At 72.5% G+C, this 24768-nt stretch carries 25 protein-coding genes and 1 pseudogene; 12 read left to right on the forward strand and 14 right to left on the reverse strand.

Annotated features, from left to right (window positions below):
• Positions 1–229: 229 nt before the first annotated feature.
• Complete coding sequence (locus AB0L89_RS16415; RefSeq protein ID WP_365140845.1) at positions 230–1279, forward strand: NUDIX domain-containing protein; 1050 nt, start codon at positions 230–232, stop codon at positions 1277–1279.
• Here AB0L89_RS16415 and AB0L89_RS16420 read toward each other — a convergent pair.
• Both AB0L89_RS16420 and AB0L89_RS16425 read right to left on the reverse strand, forming a co-directional pair.
• Positions 1237–1983, reverse strand: a complete 747-nt coding sequence (locus AB0L89_RS16420) for an MBL fold metallo-hydrolase (RefSeq protein ID WP_365140848.1) — start codon at positions 1981–1983, stop codon at positions 1237–1239. The genes AB0L89_RS16415 and AB0L89_RS16420 overlap by 43 nt on opposite strands.
• A 98-nt stretch (positions 1984–2081) precedes the next feature.
• On the reverse strand, positions 2082–3437 hold the full coding sequence (locus AB0L89_RS16425) for a dipeptidase (protein WP_365140851.1): 1356 nt from the start codon (positions 3435–3437) through the stop codon (positions 2082–2084).
• Positions 3438–3572: 135 nt separating this feature from the next.
• On the opposite strand from AB0L89_RS16425, the gene AB0L89_RS16430 reads away from it, so the two are divergent.
• The gene (locus AB0L89_RS16430; protein WP_365140854.1) at positions 3573–4775 is read left to right on the forward strand and encodes a geranylgeranyl reductase family protein; all 1203 of its coding nucleotides are present in this window, start codon (positions 3573–3575) and stop codon (positions 4773–4775) included.
• Between the two features lie 59 nt (positions 4776–4834).
• On the opposite strand, the gene AB0L89_RS16435 is transcribed toward AB0L89_RS16430, so the two are convergent.
• A complete protein-coding gene (locus AB0L89_RS16435; RefSeq protein WP_365140857.1) occupies positions 4835–5320 on the reverse strand; it encodes a nitroreductase family deazaflavin-dependent oxidoreductase in 486 nt (161 codons plus the stop codon).
• Positions 5321–5603: 283 nt separating this feature from the next.
• Here AB0L89_RS16435 and AB0L89_RS16440 point away from each other — a divergent pair, with 283 nt between their 5' ends.
• The 3 genes from AB0L89_RS16440 (at position 5604) to AB0L89_RS16450 (ending at position 8465) form a co-directional block, all read left to right on the forward strand.
• A complete protein-coding gene (locus tag AB0L89_RS16440) occupies positions 5604–6311 on the forward strand; it encodes a TetR/AcrR family transcriptional regulator (protein WP_365140860.1) in 708 nt (235 codons plus the stop codon).
• A 211-nt stretch (positions 6312–6522) separates the two neighbouring features.
• Positions 6523–7803: a sensor histidine kinase gene (locus AB0L89_RS16445; protein WP_365140863.1), complete on the forward strand. Its 1281-nt coding sequence runs from the start codon at positions 6523–6525 to the stop codon at positions 7801–7803.
• Complete coding sequence (locus AB0L89_RS16450; RefSeq protein WP_365140866.1) at positions 7800–8465, forward strand: response regulator transcription factor; 666 nt, start codon at positions 7800–7802, stop codon at positions 8463–8465. Before AB0L89_RS16445 ends, AB0L89_RS16450 begins: the two co-directional genes overlap by 4 nt.
• On the opposite strand, the gene AB0L89_RS16455 is transcribed toward AB0L89_RS16450, so the two are convergent.
• Entirely contained in the window at positions 8426–8764 is a 339-nt protein-coding gene (locus tag AB0L89_RS16455) for a DUF6332 family protein (protein ID WP_365140869.1), read from the reverse strand. The two genes, AB0L89_RS16450 and AB0L89_RS16455, sit on opposite strands and share 40 nt — an antisense overlap.
• Positions 8765–8918: 154 nt before the next feature.
• Between AB0L89_RS16455 and AB0L89_RS16460 the strand changes: the two genes are divergently transcribed.
• Positions 8919–9320: a MarR family transcriptional regulator gene (locus AB0L89_RS16460; RefSeq protein WP_365140872.1), complete on the forward strand. Its 402-nt coding sequence runs from the start codon at positions 8919–8921 to the stop codon at positions 9318–9320.
• 49 nt (positions 9321–9369) lie between these two features.
• On the opposite strand, the gene AB0L89_RS16465 is transcribed toward AB0L89_RS16460, so the two are convergent.
• Both AB0L89_RS16465 and AB0L89_RS16470 read right to left on the reverse strand, forming a co-directional pair.
• A complete protein-coding gene (locus AB0L89_RS16465) occupies positions 9370–10137 on the reverse strand; it encodes a maleylpyruvate isomerase family mycothiol-dependent enzyme (protein ID WP_365140875.1) in 768 nt (255 codons plus the stop codon).
• Positions 10138–10189: 52 nt separating this feature from the next.
• Positions 10190–11434, reverse strand: coding sequence for an MFS transporter (locus AB0L89_RS16470; RefSeq protein ID WP_365140878.1), 1245 nt, complete (start codon positions 11432–11434; stop codon positions 10190–10192).
• Positions 11435–11566: 132 nt separating this feature from the next.
• Between AB0L89_RS16470 and AB0L89_RS16475 the strand changes: the two genes are divergently transcribed.
• Positions 11567–12799, forward strand: coding sequence for an ROK family protein (locus AB0L89_RS16475; RefSeq protein ID WP_365140881.1), 1233 nt, complete (start codon positions 11567–11569; stop codon positions 12797–12799).
• Here the strand turns inward: AB0L89_RS16475 and AB0L89_RS16480 are convergent, their stop codons facing one another.
• Both AB0L89_RS16480 and AB0L89_RS16485 read right to left on the reverse strand, forming a co-directional pair.
• Positions 12800–14014: an MFS transporter gene (locus AB0L89_RS16480; RefSeq protein WP_365140884.1), complete on the reverse strand. Its 1215-nt coding sequence runs from the start codon at positions 14012–14014 to the stop codon at positions 12800–12802.
• 121 nt (positions 14015–14135) lie between these two features.
• A complete protein-coding gene (locus tag AB0L89_RS16485) occupies positions 14136–14729 on the reverse strand; it encodes a TetR/AcrR family transcriptional regulator (protein WP_365140887.1) in 594 nt (197 codons plus the stop codon).
• 288 nt (positions 14730–15017) lie between these two features.
• On the opposite strand from AB0L89_RS16485, the gene AB0L89_RS16490 reads away from it, so the two are divergent.
• Positions 15018–15608 (forward strand): DUF4352 domain-containing protein, encoded by a 591-nt coding sequence (locus tag AB0L89_RS16490; RefSeq protein ID WP_365140890.1) that lies wholly within the window; start codon positions 15018–15020, stop codon positions 15606–15608.
• A 15-nt stretch (positions 15609–15623) separates the two neighbouring features.
• Here AB0L89_RS16490 and AB0L89_RS16495 read toward each other — a convergent pair whose 3' ends face one another.
• From AB0L89_RS16495 to AB0L89_RS16510, 4 genes are all read right to left on the reverse strand, one after another.
• Positions 15624–16526: a phosphotriesterase gene (locus AB0L89_RS16495; protein WP_365140893.1), complete on the reverse strand. Its 903-nt coding sequence runs from the start codon at positions 16524–16526 to the stop codon at positions 15624–15626.
• 113 nt (positions 16527–16639) lie between these two features.
• Complete coding sequence (locus AB0L89_RS16500) at positions 16640–17224, reverse strand: DUF4865 family protein (RefSeq protein ID WP_365140896.1); 585 nt, start codon at positions 17222–17224, stop codon at positions 16640–16642.
• 23 nt (positions 17225–17247) lie between these two features.
• Positions 17248–17643: a cupin domain-containing protein gene (locus AB0L89_RS16505; protein ID WP_365140899.1), complete on the reverse strand. Its 396-nt coding sequence runs from the start codon at positions 17641–17643 to the stop codon at positions 17248–17250.
• 58 nt (positions 17644–17701) lie between these two features.
• Positions 17702–18289: a TetR/AcrR family transcriptional regulator gene (locus tag AB0L89_RS16510; protein WP_365140902.1), complete on the reverse strand. Its 588-nt coding sequence runs from the start codon at positions 18287–18289 to the stop codon at positions 17702–17704.
• Positions 18290–18450: 161 nt separating this feature from the next.
• Between AB0L89_RS16510 and AB0L89_RS16515 the strand changes: the two genes are divergently transcribed.
• Genes AB0L89_RS16515 through AB0L89_RS16525 form a run of 3 tightly spaced genes read left to right on the forward strand, consistent with a single transcriptional unit; the run spans position 18451 to position 22210 of the window.
• The gene (locus tag AB0L89_RS16515; protein ID WP_365140906.1) at positions 18451–18747 is read left to right on the forward strand and encodes an SHOCT domain-containing protein; all 297 of its coding nucleotides are present in this window, start codon (positions 18451–18453) and stop codon (positions 18745–18747) included.
• Positions 18744–19643, forward strand: a complete 900-nt coding sequence (locus tag AB0L89_RS16520) for an ABC transporter ATP-binding protein (protein ID WP_365140909.1) — start codon at positions 18744–18746, stop codon at positions 19641–19643. The genes AB0L89_RS16515 and AB0L89_RS16520 overlap by 4 nt, the downstream gene beginning before the upstream one ends.
• 5 nt (positions 19644–19648) lie before the next feature.
• Positions 19649–22210: an ABC transporter permease gene (locus tag AB0L89_RS16525; protein WP_365141083.1), complete on the forward strand. Its 2562-nt coding sequence runs from the start codon at positions 19649–19651 to the stop codon at positions 22208–22210.
• Between the two features lie 197 nt (positions 22211–22407).
• On the opposite strand, the pseudogene AB0L89_RS16530 reads toward AB0L89_RS16525, so the two are convergent.
• Positions 22408–22797: pseudogene (locus AB0L89_RS16530) on the reverse strand (ATP-binding protein); the annotation flags it as partial.
• A 193-nt stretch (positions 22798–22990) separates the two neighbouring features.
• Positions 22991–23323, reverse strand: a complete 333-nt coding sequence (locus AB0L89_RS16535) for a hypothetical protein (protein WP_365140912.1) — start codon at positions 23321–23323, stop codon at positions 22991–22993.
• Between the two features lie 327 nt (positions 23324–23650).
• Between AB0L89_RS16535 and AB0L89_RS16540 the strand changes: the two genes are divergently transcribed.
• Positions 23651–24748, forward strand: a complete 1098-nt coding sequence (locus tag AB0L89_RS16540; RefSeq protein WP_365141086.1) for a PLP-dependent cysteine synthase family protein — start codon at positions 23651–23653, stop codon at positions 24746–24748.
• The last annotated feature ends 20 nt before the right edge of the window (positions 24749–24768 follow it).

Genomic DNA, 24768 nt, shown 5'->3' on the forward strand with positions numbered 1-24768 from the left:
TCAGCAACGCTAGCGGGGACCGGCGCACTCTGGAGTGCGGGAACGATTCACGGAAGCGCCGCGCCACTCATTGGGGTGAATTCATTGCGCAACACTTGACATCGGGATCGGCCGTGGGACCTCCTCTCCTATCAGCGTCTGGTTTCCGTGGCAGGGTGTTGCGGGCAAGCCACAGGGGGCCAACCACAGGGTCCGGCACCAGCAGGGGGCCTACGGAAGAGGGGGAACCGTGATCGTCTGGATCAACGGCGCGTTCGGTGCGGGCAAGACCAGCGCCGCACGGGAACTGATCGAGCTGATCCCGAACAGCACGCTCTTCGACCCCGAGGTCATCGGTGGCGCTCTGACCCATCTGCTGCCGCCCAAGCACCTCGCCGAGGTGACCGACTACCAGGACCTGCCGATGTGGCGCCGGCTCGTCGTCGACACGGCGGCCGCGCTGCACGCCGAGGTCGGCGGCGTGCTCGTGGTGCCGATGACACTGCTGCGCCAGGAGTACCGGGACGAGATCTTCGGTGGACTCGCCTCGCGCAGGATCGCCGTACGCCATGTCCTGCTCGCCCCGGATGAAACGATCCTGCGCGCCCGCATATCCGCCCGCGACCTGCCCCCGGACCTGCCCGACGGGGACATGCGCATCCGGCAGTGGTCCTTCGACCACATCGAGCCGTATCGCAGCGCCCTCACCGGCTGGCTCGCCGCGGACGCCCACCGTGTCGACACCAGCGACCTCACCCCGTACGAGACCGCCGAACGCCTCGCCGACGCCGTCCGTACCGGCACCGCGCCCGTCTGCGACATCGTCCAGACACCGCAGCCCACCGCGGAGACCCTCGCCGCCGGAGTGCTCCTCTTCGACGAGCGCGACCGGGTGCTGCTCGTCGACCCGACGTACAAGGCCGGATGGGAGTTCCCCGGCGGCGTCGTCGAACCGGGCGAGGCGCCCGCGCGCGCGGGCGTGCGCGAAGTGGCGGAGGAGACCGGCATCCGGCTCACCGGGACCCCGCGCCTGCTGGTCGCCGACTGGGAGCCGCCCATCCCGCCCGGCTACGGAGGGATGCGGCTGCTCTTCGACGGCGGCAGACTCGACGGCGGCGGGGTCCGCATGCTGCTGCCCGGACCCGAACTGCGCGCCTGGCGCTTCGTCACCGAAGAGGAAGCCGCCGACCTGCTGCCCGCCGTGCGCTACGCGCGACTCCGCTGGGCCCTGCGCGCACGCGAGCGCGGCACCACGCTCTACCTGGAGGCGGGCGCCCCCACGGACGGGCTCGACGGATAGCCGTCCGCGGCGGCCCGCAGCACCTCCGAAGCCCGCTCCGTCACCGGGCCCCCGTGCCCGAAGCACGCCACCTCGTGCTCCAGCGCGGCCAGCCGCCGGAACGAGGCGATCGCCCGCTCGCGGTCCACGTTCAGCACGCCGAGTATCACCTGGCCGTCCACGGGTGACGCGGCCACCGCGTCACCCGTGAACAGGACCCCGTGCGCGGGCAGATGGACGGCGACGCTGCCGGCCGTGTGCCCCGGCGCACCGACCACCCGCGCGCCCCCGCCGAAGTCCAGGACGTCGCCGTCCGCCACCTCCCGTATCTCACCGGGCAGCACCGGATCCTCGGGTGCCGGCGGAAGCAGCTCCTTCGCCGCGGCGTGGATCGGTATCTCCCAGTCCTCGTACACCGGCTCCGGACCCACCGCCTCACCGCGCACGAACGGCGCGTCCGAGGCGTGCACGTACACCGGAGCACCGCTGAGCGCCGCGAACTCGCCCGCGCCGCCCGCGTGATCCTCGTGGAAGTGCGTCAGCACGATCCGTCGTACGTCCCTGGGGCGCAGGCCCAGCCCGGTCACCGCACGGGCGATCTCCGCCCCGGCGCCGACCGCCCCGGCATCGATCAGGGTCAACTCGTCGCCGTCGCGCCACAGATAGGCCTGGCCGACGGGAAAGCGCAGCATGTGCAGCTCGGGAAGCACTTCGATCACGTCCATGCGCCGACCATAAGAAGGAGCCCCGCCCGAAGGCGAGGCTCCTTAGCTGTGGGCAGAGCACCGCTGCCCGGGGCGGCGCGGCCCGCCGCGTGGCTCCGTCAGCTCGCCGCGTACTTCCGCAGGAACAGCGCCTCGGCCACCGAGAGGCGCTCCAGCTCCTCGGGCGACACGCTCTCGTTGACCGCGTGGATCTGCGCCTCCGGCTCGCTCAGGCCGATCAGCAGGATCTCCGCGCTCGGGTACAGGGACGCGAGCGTGTTGCACAGGGGGATCGAGCCGCCCTGCCCCGCGTACTGCATCTCCTCGCCCGGGTAGGCCTCGCCCATCGCCTCGGCCATCGCCGCGTACGCCGGGCTCGTGGTGTCCGCGCGGAACGGCTGGCCCTGCCCGATCTGCTCCGTCCGCACCTGCGCGCCCCACGGAGTGTGCGCCTCCAGGTGGGCCTGGAGCAGCTTCGTCGCCTCGGCGGCGTCCACGCCCGGCGGCACCCGCAGGCTGATCAGCGCCCGCGCGCTCGCCTGCACCGACGGCGTCGCGCCGATCACCGGCGGGCAGTCGATGCCGAGGACCGTGACGGCGGGACGCGCCCAGATCCGGTCCGCGACCGTGCCCTCGCCGATCAGCTCGACACCGTCAAGGACCTTGGCGTCCTTGCGGAAGTCGCTCTCCTCGTACTGCAGTCCGTCCCAGACGGTGTCGCTCGTCAGGCCGTCGACCGTCGTCGAACCGTCCTCGGCGCGCAGGGAGTCCAGCGTGCGCACCAGCGCGCCCAGCGCGTCCGGGGCGGCGCCGCCGAACTGGCCCGAGTGCAGGTTCCCTTCGAGGGTGTCGACGCTGACGCGCACGAGCGTCATGCCGCGGAGCGTCGACGTCACCGTCGGCAGACCCACGCGGAAGTTGCCCGCGTCACCGATGACGATCGTGTCGGCCGTGAGCAGCTCGGGGTGCTCCTCCGCGTACCGCTCCAGACCGCCCGTGCCCTGCTCCTCCGAGCCCTCCGCGATCACCTTCACGCTCACGGGCACACCGCCGTTCGCCTTCAGGGCGCGCAGCGCGAGCAGGTGCATGATGAGACCGCCCTTGCAGTCGGCGCTGCCCCGGCCGTACCACCGGCCGTCGCGCTCGACCAGCTCGAACGGCGGCGAGACCCACGCGGCCTCGTCGAGCGGCGGCTGGACGTCGTAGTGCGCGTACAGCAGGACGGTCGGCGCGCCCTCGGGGCCCGGCAGCAAGCCGTACACCGACTGCGTGCCGTCCGGGGTGTCCAGCAGCGCCACATCCTGGAAGCCCTCGGCGCGCAGCGCGTCCGCCACCCAGTTCGCGGCGGCCTCGCTCTCGCTCCGCGGGAACTGCTCGAAGTCCGCCACCGACTTGAAGGCCACCAGTTCGGTGAGCTCCGCCTTCGCCTTCGGCATCAGTGAGGCGACGGTCTCGGCGATCGGATTCCGCGACATGGGCACGCTCCTCGTAGGTGCGACGTTGTACGTGTGGGTACATGTGATCCTCCCACAGGAGGGAGCCGCGAGCCTCCGCCGTAGGATGCCTGAGGAAAGCGCGGCCAACAGCGGGATCAGGAGCGGTAGACCAACGTGAGCAGCGAGAACTCAGCGGACGACGCCCGGTACGTGTGGGACGTGGTCGTGGTCGGAGCCGGCCCCGCCGGGGCCTCGGCGGCCTATGCGGCGGCGGTCGCGGGACGCCGCGTGCTGCTCCTGGAGAAAGCCGAACTGCCCCGCTACAAGACGTGCGGCGGCGGCATCATCGGCCCCTCGCGCGACTCCCTGCCGCCTGGTTTCGAGCTCCCCTTCCGGGACCGGGTGCACGCGGTCACGTTCTCCCTCGACGGCAAGTTCACCCGCACCCGCCGCTCCCGGCAGATGCTCTTCGGGCTGATCAACCGCCCGGAGTTCGACCAGCAGCTCGTCGAGCACGCGCAGAAGGCGGGCGCCGAGCTGCGCACCGGCGTCACCGTCGCGCGCGTCGAGCAGCACGGCCCCGAGGTGCCCGACCGGCGCACCGTCGCCGTCGTGCTCCAGGGCGGCGAGACGGTCCTTGCCCGCGCGGTGATCGGCGCCGACGGCAGCGCGAGCCGTATAGGAGCACATGTCGGCGTGAAGCTCGACCAGGTCGACCTGGGCCTGGAGGCCGAGATCCCGGTGCCGGAGACGGTCGCCGAGGACTGGGCGGGCCGGGTCCTCATCGACTGGGGTCCCATGCCGGGCAGTTACGGCTGGGTGTTCCCCAAGGGCGACACCCTGACCGTCGGCGTGATCTCCGCGCGCGGCGAAGGCGCGGCCACCAAGCGGTACTTGGAGGACTTCATCGCCCGGCTCGGCCTCGCCGGCTTCGAGCCCAGCATCTCCTCGGGGCACCTGACGCGCTGCCGCAGCGACGACTCGCCGCTCTCGCGCGGCCGGGTCCTGGTGTGCGGCGACGCCGCGGGTCTGCTGGAGCCGTGGACGCGCGAGGGCATCTCCTTCGCGCTGCGCTCCGGACGTCTCGCGGGGGAGTGGGCGGTGCGGATCGCCGAGGCGCACGACGCGGTGGACGCCCGCCGTCAGGCGCTGAACTACGCCTTCGCCATCAAGGCGGGCCTCGGTGTCGAGATGAGCGTGGGGCGCCGCATGCTCCAGGTCTTCGAGCGCCGCCCCGGTGTGCTGCACGCGGCGATCACGGGCTTCCGTCCCGCGTGGAACGCCTTCGCGAAGATCACACGCGGCTCGACGACGCTGGGCGAGCTGGTGCGTACGCATCCGTTGGCACGGCGTGCGCTGAACACGCTGGATCGCTAGGGGCGCGGCGGAAGCCGCTGCCGGGGGCGGGTCGGGGCCGAGGCGGCCCCGGGCCGCCCTCACTGCGTCCGGCCGCGCTTGGTCGTGTTCCGCACCGTGATCCGGAAGACGGGGTGGTCGGGGGCGGCCGCCTGGATCTCCGCGTCGGAGGACTTCGCGGTCACGCCCTGGAAGTACTGGTTGACCTCCCAGCCCCACTTCTCCAGGTACCCGCGCAGCACGGCCGGCTTCTCGTCGTCGGGCACCTCCACCACGGTGAACTCCCGCACCTTGCGCCCCACCCGCAACTCTCCACCGCCGGCGACGCGCATATTGCGTACCCACTGGGAGTGCCCGCGTGCCGACACGAGGTACTGGCGCTGGTCGCCCTCGTGCAGATACGGGTTGACGGGAATCCGCTGCATCTTGCCGCTCTTGCGACCGCGCACGGAGAGTTCGGCGCTGCCCATCAGGCTGACGCCGTGCCGCGCCAGCCAGCCGATCACGCTGTTGAGCCGGACGTTCAGCGGGCTGCCCTTGAGGTAGTAGGCGGATGACGACGACATGGTGTCCTCCAGGAGGGGAGTCGGGGGGCCAGGGGGCGGGGATTGGGGATCAGGGGCCGGGGGATCGCGGATCGGGGATCAGGCTGCGAGAGCACTGCTCTCGCTTGAGAGCAGTGTGCACGAGATGGGTGCTCCAAAGCAAGAGCAGTGCTCTCGAAGATGTGCGCCGCTCTCGTTTGAGGCAGGGGCCGCCCTTGCGGTGGACGGCTGGAGCACCGCTCTCTATTCAGAGCATCGCTCGCATATGTGTGCACCGCTCCGCCTGCGTGGCACACTGGCCCGTATGAGCAGCAGCACCAGTGCCACCAAAGGAGCGCGGGCCCGGGCCCGCGAAGAAGTGACCGCGGCGATCAAGGACGAGGCGCGCAGACAGCTGGCGGCCGAGGGCGCCGCCAAGCTCTCCCTGCGCGCCGTCGCCCGCGAGCTCGGGATGGTCTCCTCCGCGCTCTACCGGTACTTCCCCAGCCGTGACGACCTGCTGACCGCGCTCATCATCGACGCGTACGACTCCCTCGGCGCCGCCGCCGAGGCCGCGCACGCCGGTGTCGTCGATCAGGCCCCCGTGCGGCAGTGGACGGTGGTGTGCGAGGCGGTGCGGGAGTGGGCGCTGGCGCATCCGCATGAGTACGCGCTCATCTATGGGTCGCCCGTTCCCGGTTACAGCGCGCCGGCCACGACGGTTCGGGCCGCCGCGCGCGTGGGGCAGTTGCTGATCGACGTCGTGCGCGACGCCCACCGGGGGCGCGGGGTCGCCGTGGCGCCGCTGCCCGCCGAGTTGCGTACGGAGGGCGAGCGGCTCGCCGCGGATCTGGCGCCCGATCTGCCGCCGGCGGTGATCACCGCGATGGTGGCGGCGTGGGCGCAGTTGTTCGGGCTCGTGGGCTTCGAGGTGTTCGGACAGTTCAACCGTGTCGTGGAGGACCGCGAGGCGTTCTTCTCGCGCGCGGTGACGCAACTCGCCCATGGGGTCGGACTGTTGCCGCAGGGCTGAGAGCTGCGGGTCGAGAGCTGAGAACTGCGGGCGACCCCCGGGGGAGCGGGGAGGCGGGAGGCAGGGAGGCCGGGCGGATCCGGTTGCCGGAGCCCTGCCTCGCGCCGCGCCGCCGCCCGCCCCTCCCGGATCGCGTACTCCCCCAGGAGTACCCGTGATCACCACGCCCGTCGGACGCCCCCGGCGCGCCCCGCCGTCTAGCGTGGCCGGCATGGACGAGCAGCACGAACGCAGGCCCGGAGGTCCGCCCTTCGCACGGGGCGGGCCGCCGATGTGGCGGCACGGGCCGCCCTGGTGGAACGCCGGGCCCGAAGAGGGCGAGAGCCGTCGCCTGCCCTGGCTGACGACGCTCGCGCTCACCGCCTTCGTCCAGATCGGCTCGGGCTTCGCCGGGCACGGCCAGCCCGGCCGCGAGGCGCTGACCCCGTTCGGCCGCGTGCTGCTGTTCCTCGCGACGGCGGTCCTGCTGCTGCGCCACCGCCACCCGGTGGCCGTCGCCTACGCCACCGCAGGGGTGACGCTGGTCTACATCGGTGCCGGATTCCCGTACGGGCCGGTCTTCCTGGCCGTCGCCGTGAGCTGCTTCGCCGCGGTCGTCGCCGGGCACCGGAGGGCCGCCTGGGGAGCCGTCGGCGCGCTCTGGGCCGGGCATCTGCTGATCGCGCACTGGCTCTACGCGTGGCTGCCGCCCGGCGACGACGGCGCCCGTTCCTGGGGCGAGGAGATCCCGGTCGCCGTCTGGGTCGTCGCGATCGTCGCCGTGTCCGAGCTGGGCCGCGTACGCCGTGAGCAGTGGGCCAAGGAGCGCGCCGAGCGCGCGCAGGCGGCCCGGCGGCGCGCGGACGAGGAGCGGCTGCGCATGGCGCGCGAACTGCACGACGTCCTCGCGCACAGCATCTCCGTCATCAACGTCCAGGCGGGCGTCGGCCTCGCCCTGCTCGACTCCGACCCCGAGCAGGCCCGTACCGCGCTGACCACGATCAAGGCCGCGAGCAAGGAGGCCCTCGGGGAGGTGCGCCAGGTCCTGGACACCCTGCGGGCCCCGGGCGAGGCGCCCCGCGCCCCCGCCCCCGGCCTCGACCGGCTGCCCGAACTCGTCGAGCAGGCCCGCAGCACGGGCCTGGCCGTCGACGTCACCACCGAGGGGACGCCCGTCAGGCTGCCGCCCGGCGCGGACCTCGCCGCGTTCCGCATCGTCCAGGAGGCCCTGACGAACGTCGTACGCCACTCCGGATCGCGCCACGCGCGCGTGCTGGTCCGTCACGACCGGGGCGCGCTCACCCTGCGGATCGACGACGACGGTCCCGCCACCGGCGCCGACGCGGGCGGCAGCGGCAACGGGCTCGCCGGGATGCGGGAGCGCGCCGCGGCCCTTGATGGCACGATCGAGGCGGGCCCGCGCCCGGACGGCGGCTTCCGGGTGACCGCTGTGCTGCCGCCGGCGGCGGGGCGCGGCCCCCGGGCCGGTACGGCACCTCGGGAGGACCAGTGATCCGCGTACTGCTCGCCGACGACCAGTCCCTGGTCAGGGCAGGCTTCAAGGCGCTCCTCGACGCGCAGTCGGACATCGGGGTGGCCGGGGAGGCCGCGGACGGGGAGGAGGCGCTCCGGCTGGTGCGGGAACTGCGCCCCGACGTCGTCCTGATGGACATCCGCATGCCGCTGCTCGACGGGCTCGCCGCCACCCGCCGGATCACCGAGGAGCCGGGCCTCCAGGAAGTGAAGGTGGTCATGCTCACCACCTTCGAACTCGACGAGTACGTCTTCGAGGCGATCCGTTCCGGAGCCTCGGGCTTCCTCGTCAAGGACACCGAGCCGGACGAACTGCTGCGCGCGGTAAGGGCGGTGGTGGAGGGTGACGCGCTGCTGTCGCCGGGGGTGACCCGCCGGCTCATCGCCGAGTTCGCGGCCCGCTCCAAGGAGCCGGCGGCCGCCGACGCGCTCGCCGGCCTCACCGAGCGCGAGCGGGAGGTGATGGGCCTGGTCGGCATCGGCCTGTCGAACGAGGAGATCGCCCGCCGTCTTGTCGTCAGCCCCCTCACCGCCAAGACGCACGTGAGCCGGACCATGGTGAAGCTGGGTGCCCGCGACCGGGCCCAGCTCGTGGTCCTCGCCTACGAGTCGGGCTTGGTGCGGCCGGGCTGGCTGGGCTGAGCGGGCGTAGGGCGGCGCGGTGCCGGGCCGGTCGTCGGGCGGTCGGCGCGGCGGCGCGCTCGCGCGGACGCCCGCCCGTGCCGCAGGAGGATGACCGCCACGGTCGTGACGAAGACGGCGGCCGCGGCGAGGAGGCCGGCCCGGTGCAGGACGCCCTTGGCGGGCGAGGTCACGCCGAAGAAGTCGGCGGGTGCCGAGACGGCGAGGAACACGACGGCCGCGAGCCCCGTGGCGACGAAGAGGGCGTAGCCGATCTCCACGGTGGTCGCGTCCCGCTCGCCCTGCGTCCTGCGTCCCATCTGTTCAGTGTCGGGAAAGTGCTCCCGTGCGGCAAGCAATTGCCTTACGGGAGTGGCGTGTTGAGCGATTCGACGAGCACCGCACCGGATGTATATGCATGTGCAATTAATGACGATGCAACAAACAGCCGGAATTCTGCTACCGTGCGGTGGCATGGCGGCGAAAACGGCCGAGCAGGGGCTCGTGGATCAATGGCGCGACATCCTCGCGGTGCATGCGCGCACACTGTGCGAACTCGACCGTGAGCTGCATCCGCACGGACTCGGGGCGAGCGACTTCGAGGTCCTCGACGTCCTGGCGGAGGGGTCGTCGGACGACGGGGGCTGCACGTTCCGCGTGCAGGAGATCTCCGCGCAGGTCCACTTGAGCCAGAGCGCGCTCTCCCGTCTCATCGGGCGTCTGGAGAAGGACGGCCTCGTGGAGCGGGGCATGTGCAGCGAGGACCGGCGGGGCGTGCGCGTCTCCCTCACCGACAAGGGGCGCACCCTCCACCGCGAGGTGCGGCCCGTGCAGCGGGCGGTCCTCAAGAGGATGCTCGCCGCCTCGGGCGACTGACGGGCGCCCCACCGCGCCCGCAGCGCCGGATCCGGCCGCTCGCGCGGCCTCAGCTCATGACGATGGCCGACCGTTCCCGCCACAGGTCCGCCAGCGTGCGGTCACCCGTGACCTCGGGGAACGGCAGCCGGTTCCACAGCGCCGGATAGAGCCGCGCCGCGGGCCCCGCCACCTCGCAGTCCGCCGGGGCCGTCGCGCCGCGTTCCGTGACCGGCTGCCCCTCGGAGAGGCGCACGGTCCAGGTCCGTTCCCCGGGTGCGTCCGTGACCCGTACGCGCAGCACGCGCGGTACGTCGCTGCGCACCTGGCTCCGCTTGCGCGCGTGGAAGCCGAGCAGCAGTTCCTCGATGCCGTCCACGGCGAACGCGGTGTCGATCGGCGAGAGGGGTCCGCCGCGCGCGGACTCGGCGTCCACGCGGTGGACGGTGGTCTCGTGCGCCTGCCGCCGGGTCCAGAAGGCGAGCGCCGAGGAGGCGGGCAGAAATGTCCAGCACTCGACGTCGGAGGGCGCGGTGGTCAGCGTCTCGACCAGCCCGGCGTACCCCTCACGGAACCATGCGACGAGCGCGTCGCCGTCCTGATGGGGAAGCTCGCCCACGAGCCGGTACGAGGTGTGGCGCTCGGCGACGAACGCGGTGGCCCAGCGGTGTGCCATTCCCGTGTGCCGCAGCAGGTCCCGCACCTGCCAGCCCGGACAGGTCGGCACCTTGGCGTCGGGCCCGGCCTCCTCGGCGGCGCGGGCCAGTAACTCCCCTTCCGCGGCCACCACTTCTATGTGCTCTCGTATGTGCTCTTCCGCGTACTCCGAAATCTCCATGCCGGAAATTGTGGCGGACGAAACGACTCCGCTGTGGAGCCTCCGGACGGTGTCAGTCCGATTTCGTACGCTCGCCGTGCTCCGTGTGCCGGGTCGCGAAGCCGATGAGCGAGGCCGCGGCGGCGAGCAGCGCGACGCTCGTGAGCGCCGCGGGCAGCGAGTACCAGTCCGCCATGAAGCCGATCAGCGGCGGTCCGACCAGCATGCCGCCGTACCCGAGCGTCGAGGCGGCGGCGACCCCGCTCGGACCGGCGAGCGCGCCCGCCCGCTCCACCGCCACGGGGAAGATGTTGGCGAGTCCGAGCCCTGTGACGGCGAATCCGGCGAGGGCGAGGCCCGTCGAGGGCGCGAGCGCGCCGAGCAGCATCCCCCCGCACGCCGTCGCGCCGCCGCCGACCACCGTGCGGGTCCTGCCGAGCCGTTCGAGGAGCGCGGTGCCGGAGAGCCTGCCGATCGTCATGGCGAACGCGAAGCACGCATAGGCCGCGGCGGCGACGCCCGGATGGGCGTGCAGATCCTGCTCCAGGTGCAGCGGCCCCCAGTCCGCGATGGCGCCCTCGCCGTACGCGGTGCACAGCGCGATGAGACCGAAGACCACGACGAGCCCGCGGGTGCGGCGGTCGAGCCGGTGGGCGCCGCCGCGCGCGGCGGCGGACGAGGAGCCGGGGGTGCCGGCGGTCGTCCGGATGCGCGGCACCGCGGGGTTCCGCAGCAGTGCGGGCGCCGTCGCGGCGGTGACCGCGAGACCGGCGACGGTGATGCCGAGGAGGTGCCGGGTGGGGGAGAGGTGCCCGGCGACCAAGCCGCCGAGCCCCGCGCCGAGCATGCCGCCCAGGCTGAACGCCGCGTGGAAGCTCGGCATCACCGGCCGCCGCAGCGTGCGCACCAGGTCCACGGCCGCGCTGTTCATGGCCACGCTGATCCCGCCGTACGCGGCGCCGAAGAACAGCAGCACGAGGCCGAGCGTCAGGGCCGACCCCGTCAGGGGCGGCAGCGCCACGCTCAGGGGGAGCAGCACCGCGCAGACCACGGTCATCGGGATGCTGCCGTAGCGTCTGCACAGCCGTCCGGTCAGTGTCATCGTGACCACCGCCCCGGCGGAGACCGCGAGCAGCGCGAGCCCGAGTTCGCCTGCCGAGGCGCCGGTCTGCTCCTTGATGGCCGGGATGCGGACGACCCAACCGGCGAAGACGAAGCCGTCGAGGGCGAAGAAGACGGTGAGGGCGATGCGCAGGCGGCGGAGGTCGGGGTCGGTGGCCCCCGGCGCGGGGGCGTCGAGTTTGTTCAGTAGCGGCACAAAGTCAGAGTAGGGGTGCGCGCGGGGCGTGGACAAGCCGGTTGCGCGGTGACGTGCGGGACGGCTCGGGGAGGACCGGAAGATGACGGCACGACGGCGAGGGCATGTACGGATCATGGGAGACTCGCCCTCATGAACGGCAAGGCTGACCCCCGTGCCGAGGGGGAAGTGACCACGCGTACCCGCCTGGAGCGGGGGCGCGGCGCGTTGGGTCCCGCGCTCGAACTGGTCCACACCGGGCGCGCGCCGACCCGTGCCGTGCTCACCGCCGAACTGGGCGTCACGCGCGCCACGGCGGGCGCCGTCGCCGCCGAGCTGGAGGCGCTCGGGCTGATCCGTATCGACGCGAAGCCCAGTGCGGCGGCCGGCTCACAGGGCCGCCCTTCGCACCGGCTGTCGGTCGCGGAGGCGGGGCCCGTGGCGCTCGCCGCGCAGGTGCACGCCGACGGCTTCCGGGCCGCGCTGGTCGGGCTCGGCGGGCGCATCGTGGCGACCGCGCCCGGTTGCGAGACCATCGACGCCGATCCCGCGCAGGTCCTCGGGGCGGTCGTGGCCGCGGGCGCACGGTTGCTGCGCGAGACGGGCAGGCGCTGTGTGGGCGCGGGCCTCGCCGTGCCGTCCGCGGTCGCCGAGCCGGAGGGCACCGCACTCAACCCGCTGCATCTGGCGTGGCCCGCGGGCGCCCAGGTGCGCGAGATCTTCGCCGCCTGCGTACGTGACGCGGGCATCGGGGGACCGGCCTTCGCGGGCAACGACGTGAACCTCGCGGCACTCGCCGAGCACCGCCACGGCGCGGGCCGCGGCGCCCGCGACCTGCTGTGCGTGGCGACCGGGCACCGGGGCGTCGGCGGCGCGCTGGTCCTCGACGGCCGTCTGCACACCGGGAGTTCGGGCCTCGCCCTGGAGGTCGGCCATGTCGTCGTGAACCCCGAGGGGCGCCCCTGCCACTGCGGCGGCCGGGGCTGTCTTGACGTGGAGACGGATCCCCTCGCCTTCCTGACGGCGGCGGGCCGCGAGCCGGGACCCGAGGGCCTGCTCGTGCAGGCGCGCGAGCTGCTCAAGGGCGCGTACGGCGACCCGGCCGTGCGCTCTGCCGCCGAGGCGCTGATCGACCGGCTCGGCCTCGGCCTCGCGGGCCTGGTCAACATCCTGAACCCCGACCGGATCGTCCTGGGCGGCCTGCACCGCGCCCTCCTGGAGGCGGACCCGGAGCGGCTGCGGGCCGTCGTCGCGGACCGCAGCCTGTGGGGCCGCAGCGGCGGCGTGCCGATCCTGGCCTGCACGCTGGACCACAACAGCCTGGTGGGGGCCGCCGAGCTGGCCTGGCAGCCGGTGCTCGACGACCCCTTGGGCGCGCTGGGGTGACTAGACGGGCTGGGGCACGTCCTCCGTGGCCGGGTTCGCGGCCCCGGCGGGGTCGGGGTCGGCGGTGCGCGCCTGCGCCCTGCGGCGCAGGGCGTCCGGCACCAGCGTCACGAGCCCCAGTACGGCGAGGGCCGCGCCGATCCACAGCGGCGCCCGCAGCCCGAAGCCGTCGATGGCGGGTCCGCCGACGGACGTGGCGATGATGATGCCCAGCGTGATGAAGGACGAGTGGACGGTGTTCACCAGCGCCCGCGCGTTGCCGGTGCGCTGGACGCGGGTCACCATGGCCGGGTTCATGGTGACGCCGACGAGGCCGATGCCCAGCATGAACACGACGGCAGGGACGGTCAGTTGGGCGAGGAGCGCGAACCCGACGAGGAAGGCGAGGTTCAGCGCGAGGCCGGTGACGAGCACGGGAAGGGTGTACCGGTCGGCGAGCCGGCCGACGACGGTGTTGCCGATGACGGTGGCGGCCCCGTACGCGACGAGCAGCAGCGGCACGGTTCCGGTGGAGAAGCCCGTGATCTCGGTGAGAATCGGGTTCAGGTAGCTGAAGGCCGAGAAGGTCGCGCCGATGACGAAGGTGCTGGTGACGAGGGTCAGCCACAGCCGCGGGCTGCGGAAGGCGCCCAGCTCCTCGCGCAGGCTGCCGCCCTCCTCGGCGCCGGCCTCGGCGCTCGGCACACCGGCCAGCGTGGCGAGTGCGGCGAGCACGGTCAGCACGGTGATCGCCCAGAACGCGGCGCGCCAGCCGAAGTGTTCACCGATGACGGTGGACAGGGGCAGGCCCAGCAGGGTGCCGAGCATGAGCCCGTTGAGCGCCACCGCGACGGCGCGGCCGCGGACTTCGGGCCGGGTGAGGCGGGAGGCGAGCGAGATGGAGACGCCGAAGAAGGCCTGCGAGGCGATGCCGGTGAGGACGCGGGCGACCAGCATGGTGGGGTAGTCCGGCGCGAGGGCGGCGAGCACGTTGCCCGCGAGGAAGATGCCGAACAGCACCATCAGGGCGGTCTTCTGACGGAGCTTCAGTACGGCCACTGTGAGGAAGGGGCCGCCGAGGGCCATCGCCGCCGCGAAGGCGGTGATGAGGTAGCCGACCTCGGGAATGGTGGCGTCGAGTCCGTCGGCCATCTGCGGCATCAGTCCTGCGACCACGAATTCGCTGGTCACCATGGCGAAGATGCCGAGGGCCAGTACGTAGACGGCGCGGGGCATGGGTGGGCTCCTGTGGGGACGAGTATTGGATGGATCAGTACAAAAAAAGGGCGTGCAGGGGTACGCCGGGGCCGACAGGTGCGGCCCGGGAGGGGGGTGAAAGGGCGGTGGCGCGGCCGGTTCAGGCCAGTGCGTCGAGAGCGGTCTCCGCGATGGCTTCCAGGGCGGCGCGGTCGGCGCCGCCCTGTGCGGAGACGCGCATGCCGCCGATGACGGCGTTGAGGTAGCGGGCGAGGGTGTCCGCGTCCCGCTTCGACGTGATGTCGCCGTCCCGCTGGCCGGACCGGATCGTGGCGCCCAGTGCGGCGAGCCGGGCCGCGAGGTCGCGCTCCAGCATCCCGGTGGCCTCGGGGTCGCGCCCGGCGAGCTCGACGGTCGTGTTGACCGTGAGGCAGCCGATGCTGTGGCCGTCGCGGCGCATCTCGAACTCCCCGTCGATGACACGGGTGAACAGCGCGCGCAGCCGGTCCGTGGCCGACCGCTCCACGTCCTCCAGGATCTCGATCTGGCCGGTGTTCATCATGGTCATGTAGCGGGCCAGGGCACGCCTGAAAAGGTCGTGCTTGCTGCTGAACGTGTTGTAGATGCTGCTGCGGCCCAGGCCGGTGGCTTCGCACAGGTCCTGGGTCGAGGTGGCCTCGTAGCCGTTCGCCCAGAAAGCGCGCATCGCCGCGTCCAGGGCCCGCTCCTCGTCGAAAGTCCTCGGTCGGGCCATGTCGGTACCGTACCTGTTTTGGAACGAGCGGTGCAATAAGAAGATCGGCGTTACCGGTTAAGTTGGAGTACTAGTAACACCGCCGTCCGGTACGGCACAGGAACGAGCGCCGGTACGGCACATGACCGAGTGGCCCCGGCGGGGCCGGGCCGGACGAGAGCGGCGGAAGGTCACATGCCGGGGGCGTTCCGGCGGCGGTTGTCGCACGATGTGTGCGCGGGGTCTTCCCGTGATGCCGTGCGGGTTCACCATGTACCTCCTCCCACTGGCACTTCGGAGGAGGCCACGATGCGTCGACTCATCGCAGCCGTCGTCCTCTCGGTCCTGACGCTCGGCACCACGGTCGCGTGCGGTGGTGACGACGGCGATGTCGTCACGAAGCCGAAGAGCAAGACCCCGGCTGCCAAGGACAGTTCGACGTCCGCGAAGCCCGACGGCGGGGGAGGCGAGCCGGACGCGGGCAAGGCCGCGGTCGGCGACACCGTCTCGCTGAAGGGCCTCAAGCGCGGCTCGCGGATCGACGCGACCGTCGAGGATTTCGTCGACCCGGCGAAGCCCGCGAACGCCGTGCTCAAGCCGGCCGCGGGCAAGAAGTGGGTCGCCGCCCGGCTCAAGCTGGTCAACAAGGGTGCCAAGGTCTACGAGGACGCGCCGATCAACGGAGCCCAGGTCGCCGACAAGACCGGCCAGCGCTTCCCCGGGGTCATCGGGGAGGTCACGGCGGGACCGGCGATGGCCACCCCCGTGAAGATCCCGTCCGGTGAGGCGGCGCGCGGCTGGGTGACCTTCGAGGTCCCCCAGGCATCCGTCGTCACCAGCGTGCAGTGGACGCCCGACTCGGGCTTCTCCGCCGACACCGGCCAGTGGCAGGTCGACTGACGCGGTCCCCGGGGTCTACGGCCACTCCACCCCGAACGCCCGTCCCGGATTCACCGTCAGGATCCGCGCCACCGCCTCCTCGCCCACGGCGAGTTCGAGGCGCGGGCGCACCCTGCGCAGCAGATGCGGCATTCCGGGGCCGCCGTGCACCGACCGCGCCGCCGACGTCGTCGTGTCGCCGCCGAGCAGCACGCGATCGCCGAAGCCCGCCTCCGTCAGCGCGCGCACCGCGTCCGGCATGCGCCAGTCCGTCGCGTGATGGGCGCGCGAGGGGCCGTCGAAGGCGAGGTGGGCGCCCGACCGCGCGGCCTGGTGGTGGGTGGCGAGGTCGGGGCAGCGGTTGAGGTGGCCGAGGATCACGCGATGCGCGGGCACGCCCAACTCGTCGCAGAGCAGGTCGAGTACGTCCAGCGCCCCCGTACCCAGCTCCAGGTGGACGGCGATCGGCGCGCCTGTCGCGTGGTGCGCCTCGGCCGCCGCCGTCATGGTCCAGCGGGCGTGGGCGTCGAGTCCGTGGAAGCCGCCCGCGACCTTGATCATCCCGGCGCGTACGCCCGAATCCCCGATGCCTTCGGTCAGTTCGCGTACGAACAGGTCCGCCAGGCCTCGCGCACGCAGCCGGTCGAGCAGCTCCTGCGTGTAGTGCGCGGCTTGGTGCAGGCCCGTCGAGGCGACCAGGTGCACCCCCGCAGCGCGTGACAGCTCGGGCAGCCGCTCGGCGTGGCGCCCCATGCCGTGCGGGGTCCACTGGATGACGCTCCGCCCGCCCGCCGCGCGGAACGCGGCCAGCTCGCCGGCCGCCGCGTCCGCCGAGTCCATTTCCTGGCCCGGGAGTTGTGGACTGCGGATGAAGAGATGGTCGTGGGCATCACAGAGGCCGAGGTCCGCCGGGTCGATGTCGCCGAGTACCGTCCGCACGGTCGCGGAGGGTGCCGGGACATTCCGGGGCTCAGGATGGTTCGCCGGTGCCGATGCTGATGCCGATGCCGGTGCCGGGGAAGCAGAGGGCGAGGGTGAGGGGTTCGCGTGGCTCACCACTGTCGTCCCCGCCCCAGCTCGGCCCGCTCCGGCGACGACACATGCAGCACCTGGAAGACGTCACCGGTGCCCACGGGCGACTCGTGGTCCCAGAGGGAGAAGGTCACGGCCTCCCAGGTGTGCGGATCCACGGCGGTCAGGGCGCCCACCGACCCACTCCGCTCCGCCAACCGGACTGCTTCGTCGGCGAGTTCGGCGGCGAATTCCGGGAGCCGCGCCGAGACGGGAACGCTCCGGCGGTGCCGGACGGCCGCCCGCGGCACGGACCCGGCCGCGTCCCCCTCCTCGTACGCGAGCACCGTCCAGTGCCGCACCTCCGGGCGCCCGAAGTCGTCGCTGAGCCCCTGGAAGCCGGGCCCCCAGAGGAAGGAGTTCATGCCCCCGGGCGTGTTCCAGAGGTAGAACGGCGCGTACTGGTTCACGGGCGAGCCGTCCCTGCCCCGCTCGCGCATCAGGTAGGCCTTGAACCCGAGCCCGGGGAACTCGTCCAGCAGGTGGCCCTTCGACGCGACACGGCGGCGGATGATCCCCATGTCGTAGTCGGCGGGCAGGGTCATCTCGTACTGCATGGCATGCATGGCGTACTTCCTTGGGCGCAGGGTCAGTTGGGGTAGGTGTCGGCGTCCACGTGCGCGTCCCAGTCGACGGTCGTGCCGTCCTCGGCGGCCTCGACCGTCGCCAGGTGCGTCATGAACGAGCGCGGCCCCGCGCCGTGCCAGTGCGCCTCGCCGGGCTCGATCCAGACGGTGTCGCCCGCGCGGATCGGCTCCACCGGGCCGCCCGCGCGCTGCACGAGCCCCTCGCCCTCGGTGACGTGCAGGACCTGGCCGTGCGGGTGACTGTGCCAGGCGGTGCGGGCGCCGGGGGCGAAGTGGACGCTGAACATGCGCAGTCGGGACGGGGCCGGGGGAGCGGCGATCTCGTCGAGCCAGACGGTTCCGGTGAAGTGCTCCGCGGGGCCCCGCGCGCTGTCGGGACGGTTCCTGGTGATGTGCAACGTACGTGTCCTCTTCGGGAGTCGTGGTCGTGGCGGGCTGGTCGGGGGCGGAGGTGACCTAGCCGGTGGTGCGCACGGCGGCGAGCAGCGCGAGCAGCCCGCGCGCCGCCGTGTCGAACGCCGCGGGCGAGCCCGACGAGCGGGCCAGGACATAGCCGCCCTGCACCGTCGCGACGATCGTCGAAGCGGTCTCCCGCGGATCGAGTGCCTGCGTGAACTCGCCCTGGGCGCGGCCCTCTTCGACGATCGCGGCGAGCCGCTCGCGCAGCCAGTCGATGGTCTCGGTGACGGGCGCGCGCAGGTCGTCGCTCGCCATGACGTCCGGGTCCATCGTGAGCCGCCCGACCGGGCAGCCCTTCAGCACATCGCGCTCGCGCAGCAGATACGCCTCGATGCGGGCGTACGCCGATCCCGCGCCGCCCAGGGTGTCCTCCATGGTGGCGCGCAGCTCCTCGGCCGTGCGGCGGATCGCGGCGAGCGCGAGGTCGGGCTTCCCGCCGGCGAAGTGGTGGTACATGCTGCCCTGCCCCACGCCCGAGAGCTGCTGGATGGCCTTGGGGCTCGTACCGACGTAACCCCGCTCCCACAGCAGCTCGCGGGTGGACTCGATCAGGCGCTCCGAAGTGCTCATGCGCTCACTGTACATACTAGTAGGTACAGAGATCCAGGCGGGTGGGAGCAGTCGGGTGCGCCGTACGTACTCCCGAGGTGGTACGCGGGGTGCCGCTGGCTGTACGACGACGTCAGGGGGGTGCCGGGGCGAGGTTGGAGGCATCGCGGAAACCGCTTCGAAGGAGATGACCTCAGATGCACACCCTGGCGCAATGGGACGGCGGGCCCGGCCCGTGGATCCTCTTCTTCCCGCTGATCTGGGCCGCCGTCGTGATCGGCGCGGTCACCCTGCTCCGCCGCACCGTGTGGCGCGGCCGGCGCGGACCGTTCCGCGCCGGAGCCGACACGGCCACCGGTGTCGACGCGAACTCGCCCATCGCCGTGCTCGGCCACCGCTTCGCCTCCGGCGAGATCGACGAGGACGAGTACTGGCGCCGACTGACCGTCCTCGACGAGCAGTTCGGCCGTACGCCCAAGGGCGGTGCCGCATGAGCACCGCGACCGGACCCACCACCCGGACCGCCCGCACCGCCGCAGCCCGCGTCACCGACGCCGTGAAGGTCTACGGCACCGGGAGCACCGCCGTACGGGCCCTGGACGGGGTGAGCGTCGGCTTTCCCGCCGGACGCTTCACCGCGATCATGGGCCCGTCGGGCTCGGGCAAGTCCACCCTCATGCACTGCGCGGCGGGCCTGGACACGCTCACCTCGGGCGCCGCCTTCATCGGCGACACCGACCTCGGCGCGCTGGACGACCGGCGCCTGACGCTGCTGCGCCGCGACCGCGTCGGCTTCGTCTTCCAGGCCTTCAACCTGGTGCCGACGCTCACCGTGGCCGAGAACATCACCCTGCCCATGGACCTCGCGGGCGTCCGGGGCGACCGTGCGTGGACGGACGCCCTCGTCGACGTCGTCGGGCTGCGCGACCGGCTCCACCACCGGCCCGCCGAACTCTCCGGCGGACAGCAGCAACGCGTCGCCGTGGCGCGGGCGTTCGCGGGCCGGCCCGACGTCGTCTTCGCCGACGAGCCGACCGGCAACCTCGACTCGCGCTCCGGCGAGGAGGTGCTGAACCTGCTCGGCCGCGCCGTGCGCCGGATGGGCCGCACCGTCGTCATGGTCACCCACGACCCGGTGGCCGCCGCCCACGCCGACGAGGTCGTCTTCCTCGCCGACGGGCGCCTGGTGGACCGCATGGAGTCACCGACGGCGGACCGGGTCCTGGACCGCCTGAAGGCGTTCGACGCGCGGCCGTCCCCCCAGCACCCGGGGACCGACGCCGACGCGGACACCGGCGCCCACTCCGCCACCGGCCCCGACACGGGACCCGGCACGCGTCCCGGCGTACGGCCCGGTTCGCGGCCCCACCGGAAGGAACCGTCGTCATGAGCTCCCTGAGGGCCTCCGCACGCATCAGCCTGTCCTCGCTGCGCGGCCACAAGCGCCGCTTCGCGGGCACCTTCCTCGCCGTCATGCTCGGCGTCGCCTTCCTGGCGGGCACCCTCGTGATGGGCGACACGCTGCGCGCCGGCTTCGACACGATGTTCGGCGACGCGACCCGCGGCACCGACGCCGTCGTGCGCAGCGCCGACAGCATCACCACCCCCGACGACAGCCAGGGCACGCGCGAGCCCGTCAGCACCGACCTCGTCGAGACGATCGAGAAGTCCGACGCGGTCGCCGCCGCCGCGCCCGCCATCCAGGGCGCGGGCCAGCTCCTCGGCAAGGACGGCGAGCCCATCGGCGGGAAGGGCCCGCCCACCCTCGCCGGCAACTGGATCGACGACACCGACCTGAACGCGTACCGACTCGCCGAGGGCCGCGCCCCGGAGAAGTCCGGCGAGGTCGTCGTCAACCGCGGCGCCGCGAAGACCGGCGACCTCAAGATCGGCGACACGACGACGTTGCGCACGCCCGACCCGGTCGAGGTGAGGATCGTCGGCCTCGCGACGTTCGGCGGCGCGGACGGCATGGCGCAGACCACCTTCACCGGCATGACCCAGGCGGACGCCGAGAAGTACCTCACCCCGAAGCCCGGCGAGGCCGCGACCATCCAGGTGCGGGCGGGTCCCGGCGTCAGCCAGCGGGAACTCGTCGACGCGCTGACTCCCGTTCTCCCCAAGGGAGTCGAGGCCATCACCGGTGAGGCGTCGGCGGCGGAGAACACCGACAACATCTCCGGCCAGTTCCTGACGCTGTTCACCGGCTTCCTGCTGGTGTTCTCCGGAGTGGCGCTGCTCGTCGCCACCTTCAGCATCCACAACACCTTCGCCATCGTCGTCGCCCAGCGCACCCGCGAGAACGCCCTGCTGCGCGCGCTCGGCGCCTCGCGCCGCCAGGTCACCGCGGCCACCCTCGTCGAGGCGAGCGCCGTCGCCGTGGTGGCGTCGGCCGCGGGCCTCGCCGGCGGCATCGGCATCGCGGCGGGCCTGCAGGCGCTCTTCCCGGCGATCGGATTCCCCTTCCCCGAGGGCGACTTGGTGATCAGTGCGCTGTCCATGCTGCTGCCGCTCGCCGTCGGCGTGCTGGTCTGCCTGGGCTCGGCGCTGCTGCCCGCCGTCCGGGCCGGCCGCACCGCGCCGCTCGCCGCGCTGCGCGAGACCGCGGTCGACCACTCGGGCGCCTCCCGGCGGCGCGCCGTCGCGGGGGTCGCCCTCGCGCTGACGGCCGTGGGGCTCGCCCTGGCCGGTGTCCTCCTCACCCCGTCGATCTGGCTGGCCGGCACCGGGGCGGTCCTCGCCCTCGCCTCGTTCGTGGTGCTCGGCCCGGTCGCCTCCACGCATGCCGTACGCGTCCTCGGCGGCCCGCTGGACCGGCTGCGCGGCGTCACCGGCGGTCTCGCGCGGCGCAACGCCCTGCGCAGCCCCAGGCGGACGGCCGCCACCGCGAGCGCGCTGATGATCGGCGTGGCCGTCGTCTGCCTCTTCACGGTCTTCGGTGCCTCGCTGAAGGCCACGATGGACCAGACGGTGAACCGCTCCTTCGCGGGCGACGTCGCGGTCAGCACCCCCGGCTTCGGCGCGGGCGGCAGCGGCCTCAGCCCGAAGCTGGCCCCCGCGCTGGCCGAACGCCCCGAGGTCGAGACCGCCGTCGGCCTCGGCAAGGGCGCCGCGCGGGTCAACGGCGAGGGCCGCGCCCTGACCGTCACCGACCCCGCTCCCTTCGCCGACTCCTTCGAGCTCGGCAGGGTCGAGGGCTCTCTCGACGCGCTGGGCGACGACGGCATCGCGATCACCCGCTCCGAGGCGGAGAAGCAGGGTCTCGAGGTCGGTTCCCGGGCCCGACTGGCCTTCACCGACGGCAAGAAGGAGACTTTCACGGTCCGCGCCGTCTACGGCCGCTCGGAGCTCGCGGGCGACTACGTCATCAGCCGCGCGGCCTGGGCGCCGCACCGCGCCCAGGACGCCGACAGCCTGGTCTCCGTCACCTTCAAGGACGGCGTCGGCACGGCGGACGGCAAGGCGGCCGTGGCCAGGACCGCGCGGGACTACGGCAATCCGGACGTGCAGACGCGCGGCGAGTACGCGCGGTCGGCGGCGGGCGGCATCGACATGATGCTCACCCTCGTCTACGCCCTGCTCGCCCTCGCGGTGCTCATCGCCCTGCTCGGCATCGCCAACACGCTGACCCTCGCGATCCACGAACGGACCCGGGAACTGGGCCTGTTGCGGGCCGTCGGCCAGACCAGGGCGCAGCTGAGGGCCATGGTCCGCTGGGAGTCGGTGCTCGTCGCCGCCTTCGGCACGGCGGGCGGGCTCGTGCTCGGCGGGTTCCTCGGCTGGGTGCTCGTCAAGGCGTCCGACGGGACGAGCGAGAGCTCCTTCGCGTTCGCCGTCCCGCCGGTGCAGCTCGTGGTGGTCGCCCTGGTGGGCCTGGCCGCGGGCGCCTTGGCGGGCCTGCGTCCGGCTCGGCGGGCGGCGCGCCTCGATGTGCTGCGGGCCATCGCCACCGAATGACGTACAGCGAAGTGCCGTACGACGTAGTGCCGTACGACGTAGTGCCGTACGACGTAGTGCCGCACGACGACGCGGCGTACCGCGCGAGCGGCACGGGACACGTCACCGCCCGGTCAGCCGACAACGGCCGACCGGGCGGGAGTCTTCGCGATCGCCCCGCACACGGGATACGAGGGCAGGGCCACCGCGGGGCAGGGGGCGGGCAGCGTGAACCAGACGGTCTTTCCCGCGTCGCCCTGCGGGCGCACTCCCCAGCTCTCGCTGACCGCCGCGACCATCGCGAGCCCCCGTCCGCAGGTGGCGAAGGGGTCCGCGTCGTGGAGCTGGGGGAGCCGGGGATCGTGGTCGTGCACGGAGACGGTGAGCCGGTCGAGCAGCAGCTCGATCTCCACGGTGCACATCTTGTCCGGCTTGGCATGGCGGTGAACATTGGTGAGCAACTCGGTGACACCGAGCGCTGCCTGGTCTATCAAGGGATCCAGATGCCAGTAGCGCAACTGCGCAGATACGATTCTGCGGACCTGGCCGATCCGCGACGGCAGGGCTTGGAGCTCTACCGTGCAATGCCTGCTTGGCTGGCTGATCACGGTTGCGACTCCCCGAAATGAGGTCCGGAAGAAGACGACGTTCGGATCCAGCAGGGGCCGCGTGGTCTGCCGCCTGCTGTATGGCCGGCGGGCTGGTTCGCAGCGTCATCGCCGGTAAACCCAGAGTGATGTGAGACCAGAGTGGCCCAGGGGGTGCGGGCGTGCAAGTCGCGCCGGGCGCCGTGGGCCCGCTTCAGCCTCGCGGACGGCTGTGTTCCGAGGCGCTGCGCACCGCCTCGATGAACCGGCGCACCGTCGGAGGGCCGGTCTCGCCGGGACCCGGATCGTGATCGCCGAGGGTGAGCAGGTAACGCGTGCCGTTCACGTCGGCGAGGGCCCGGTCATCTGCGGCGAACCACGGTTTTCCCGCGCGCACGGCCTGTACCGGCGCGCTGTCGATCTCCGTGCCGTAGCTGGTGAGCAACTCCAGCCGGCCGTCGGTGATACGGACCTGCCCGGCCCGTGTCAGAGAACGCAGCCGCCGCCCGATCCGTACGCCCGTAGCCGTGAATTCCGGCTCCGCCATGACGCTCTGCCCCCTTGCGCTCGTGTGCGCCGGTCCGATCGGGACCGGCGTCCCGTGCGGTGCAGTCTGCACGCACCGGGCGTCGAGCACCAGTGCGCATGTAGACGCCGCCCCGGCGTGCGGACCGGCGCACGAAGGCTCGCCAGGGCGCTCGTACAGGGCCTGCGCCAGCAGTGTCTTTGAGGTGCTCAAAGGTGTGTTTATGCAGGTGAGAAGCGTGCGGAGGGTGTTTAAGATCGAGGTGTACGGCCGCGTCGAATCGCGTCCGGCACGACGCGAAGGAGCCCCGCCGTGAGCACCACACAGCAGGATCGGGCCGACGAGCCGATGCCCACACTCGACGTAGACCGCAGCGACGCCGAGTACCGCGCCTGGCTCAAGGAAGCCGTCCGAAAAGTCCAGGCCGACGCCAACCGTTCCGCCGATACGCACCTGCTGCGCTTCCCCCTGCCCGAACAGTGGGGGATCGACCTGTACCTCAAGGACGAGTCGACCCACCCCACCGGCAGCCTCAAGCACCGGCTGGCCCGCTCGCTGTTCCTCTACGGCCTGTGCAATGGCTGGATCAGGCCCGACCGGCCGGTGATCGAGGCGTCAAGCGGCTCGACGGCCGTCTCCGAGGCGTACTTCGCGAAGCTGATCGGTGTGCCCTTCATCGCGGTGATGCCGCGCACGACCAGTGCGGAGAAGTGCCGACTGATCGAGTTCCACGGCGGACGATGCCACTTCGTGGACGATTCGCGCACGATGTACGCCGAGTCCGCCCGCCTCGCCGTCGAGACCGGCGGCCACTACATGGACCAGTTCACCTACGCGGAGCGGGCCACCGACTGGCGGGGCAACAACAACATCGCCGAATCGATGTACCAGCAGCTGAGGCTGGAGCGCTACCCCGAGCCCACCTGGATCGTCGCCACCGCGGGCACCGGCGGCACCTCGGCGACGATCGCGCGCTACGTCCACTACATGCAGCACGACACCCGCATCTGTGTCGCCGACCCGGAGAACTCCTGCTTCTTCGACGGCTGGACGAAGGACGACCCGGACGCCACGAGCGACTGCGGCTCCCGCATCGAGGGGATCGGCAGGCCCCGCATGGAGCCGAGCTTCGTGCCCGGCGCGATCGACCGCATGATGAAGGTGCCCGACGCGGCGTCCGTCGCCGCCGTACGCGCCCTGGAGGGGGCCATCGGCCGCAAGGCGGGCGGCTCGACCGGCACCGGCCTGTGGAGCGCCCTGAAGATCGTCGCCGAGATGGTGGCCGCGGGCCGCACCGGCAGCGTCGTCACGCTGATCTGCGACGGCGGCGACCGCTATCTGGACAAGTACTACTCGGACGCGTGGTTGGCCGAACAGGGTCTGGACATCGCGCCGTATGAGCAGGCGATCGAGACGCTGCTCGCCACGGGGGAGTGGCCCCGGTAGTCGCGGCGGCGCGCCCCGCG

The sequence above is a fragment of the Streptomyces sp. NPDC052114 genome, from assembly GCF_040680155.1.
Lineage (GTDB): Bacteria > Actinomycetota > Actinomycetes > Streptomycetales > Streptomycetaceae > Streptomyces.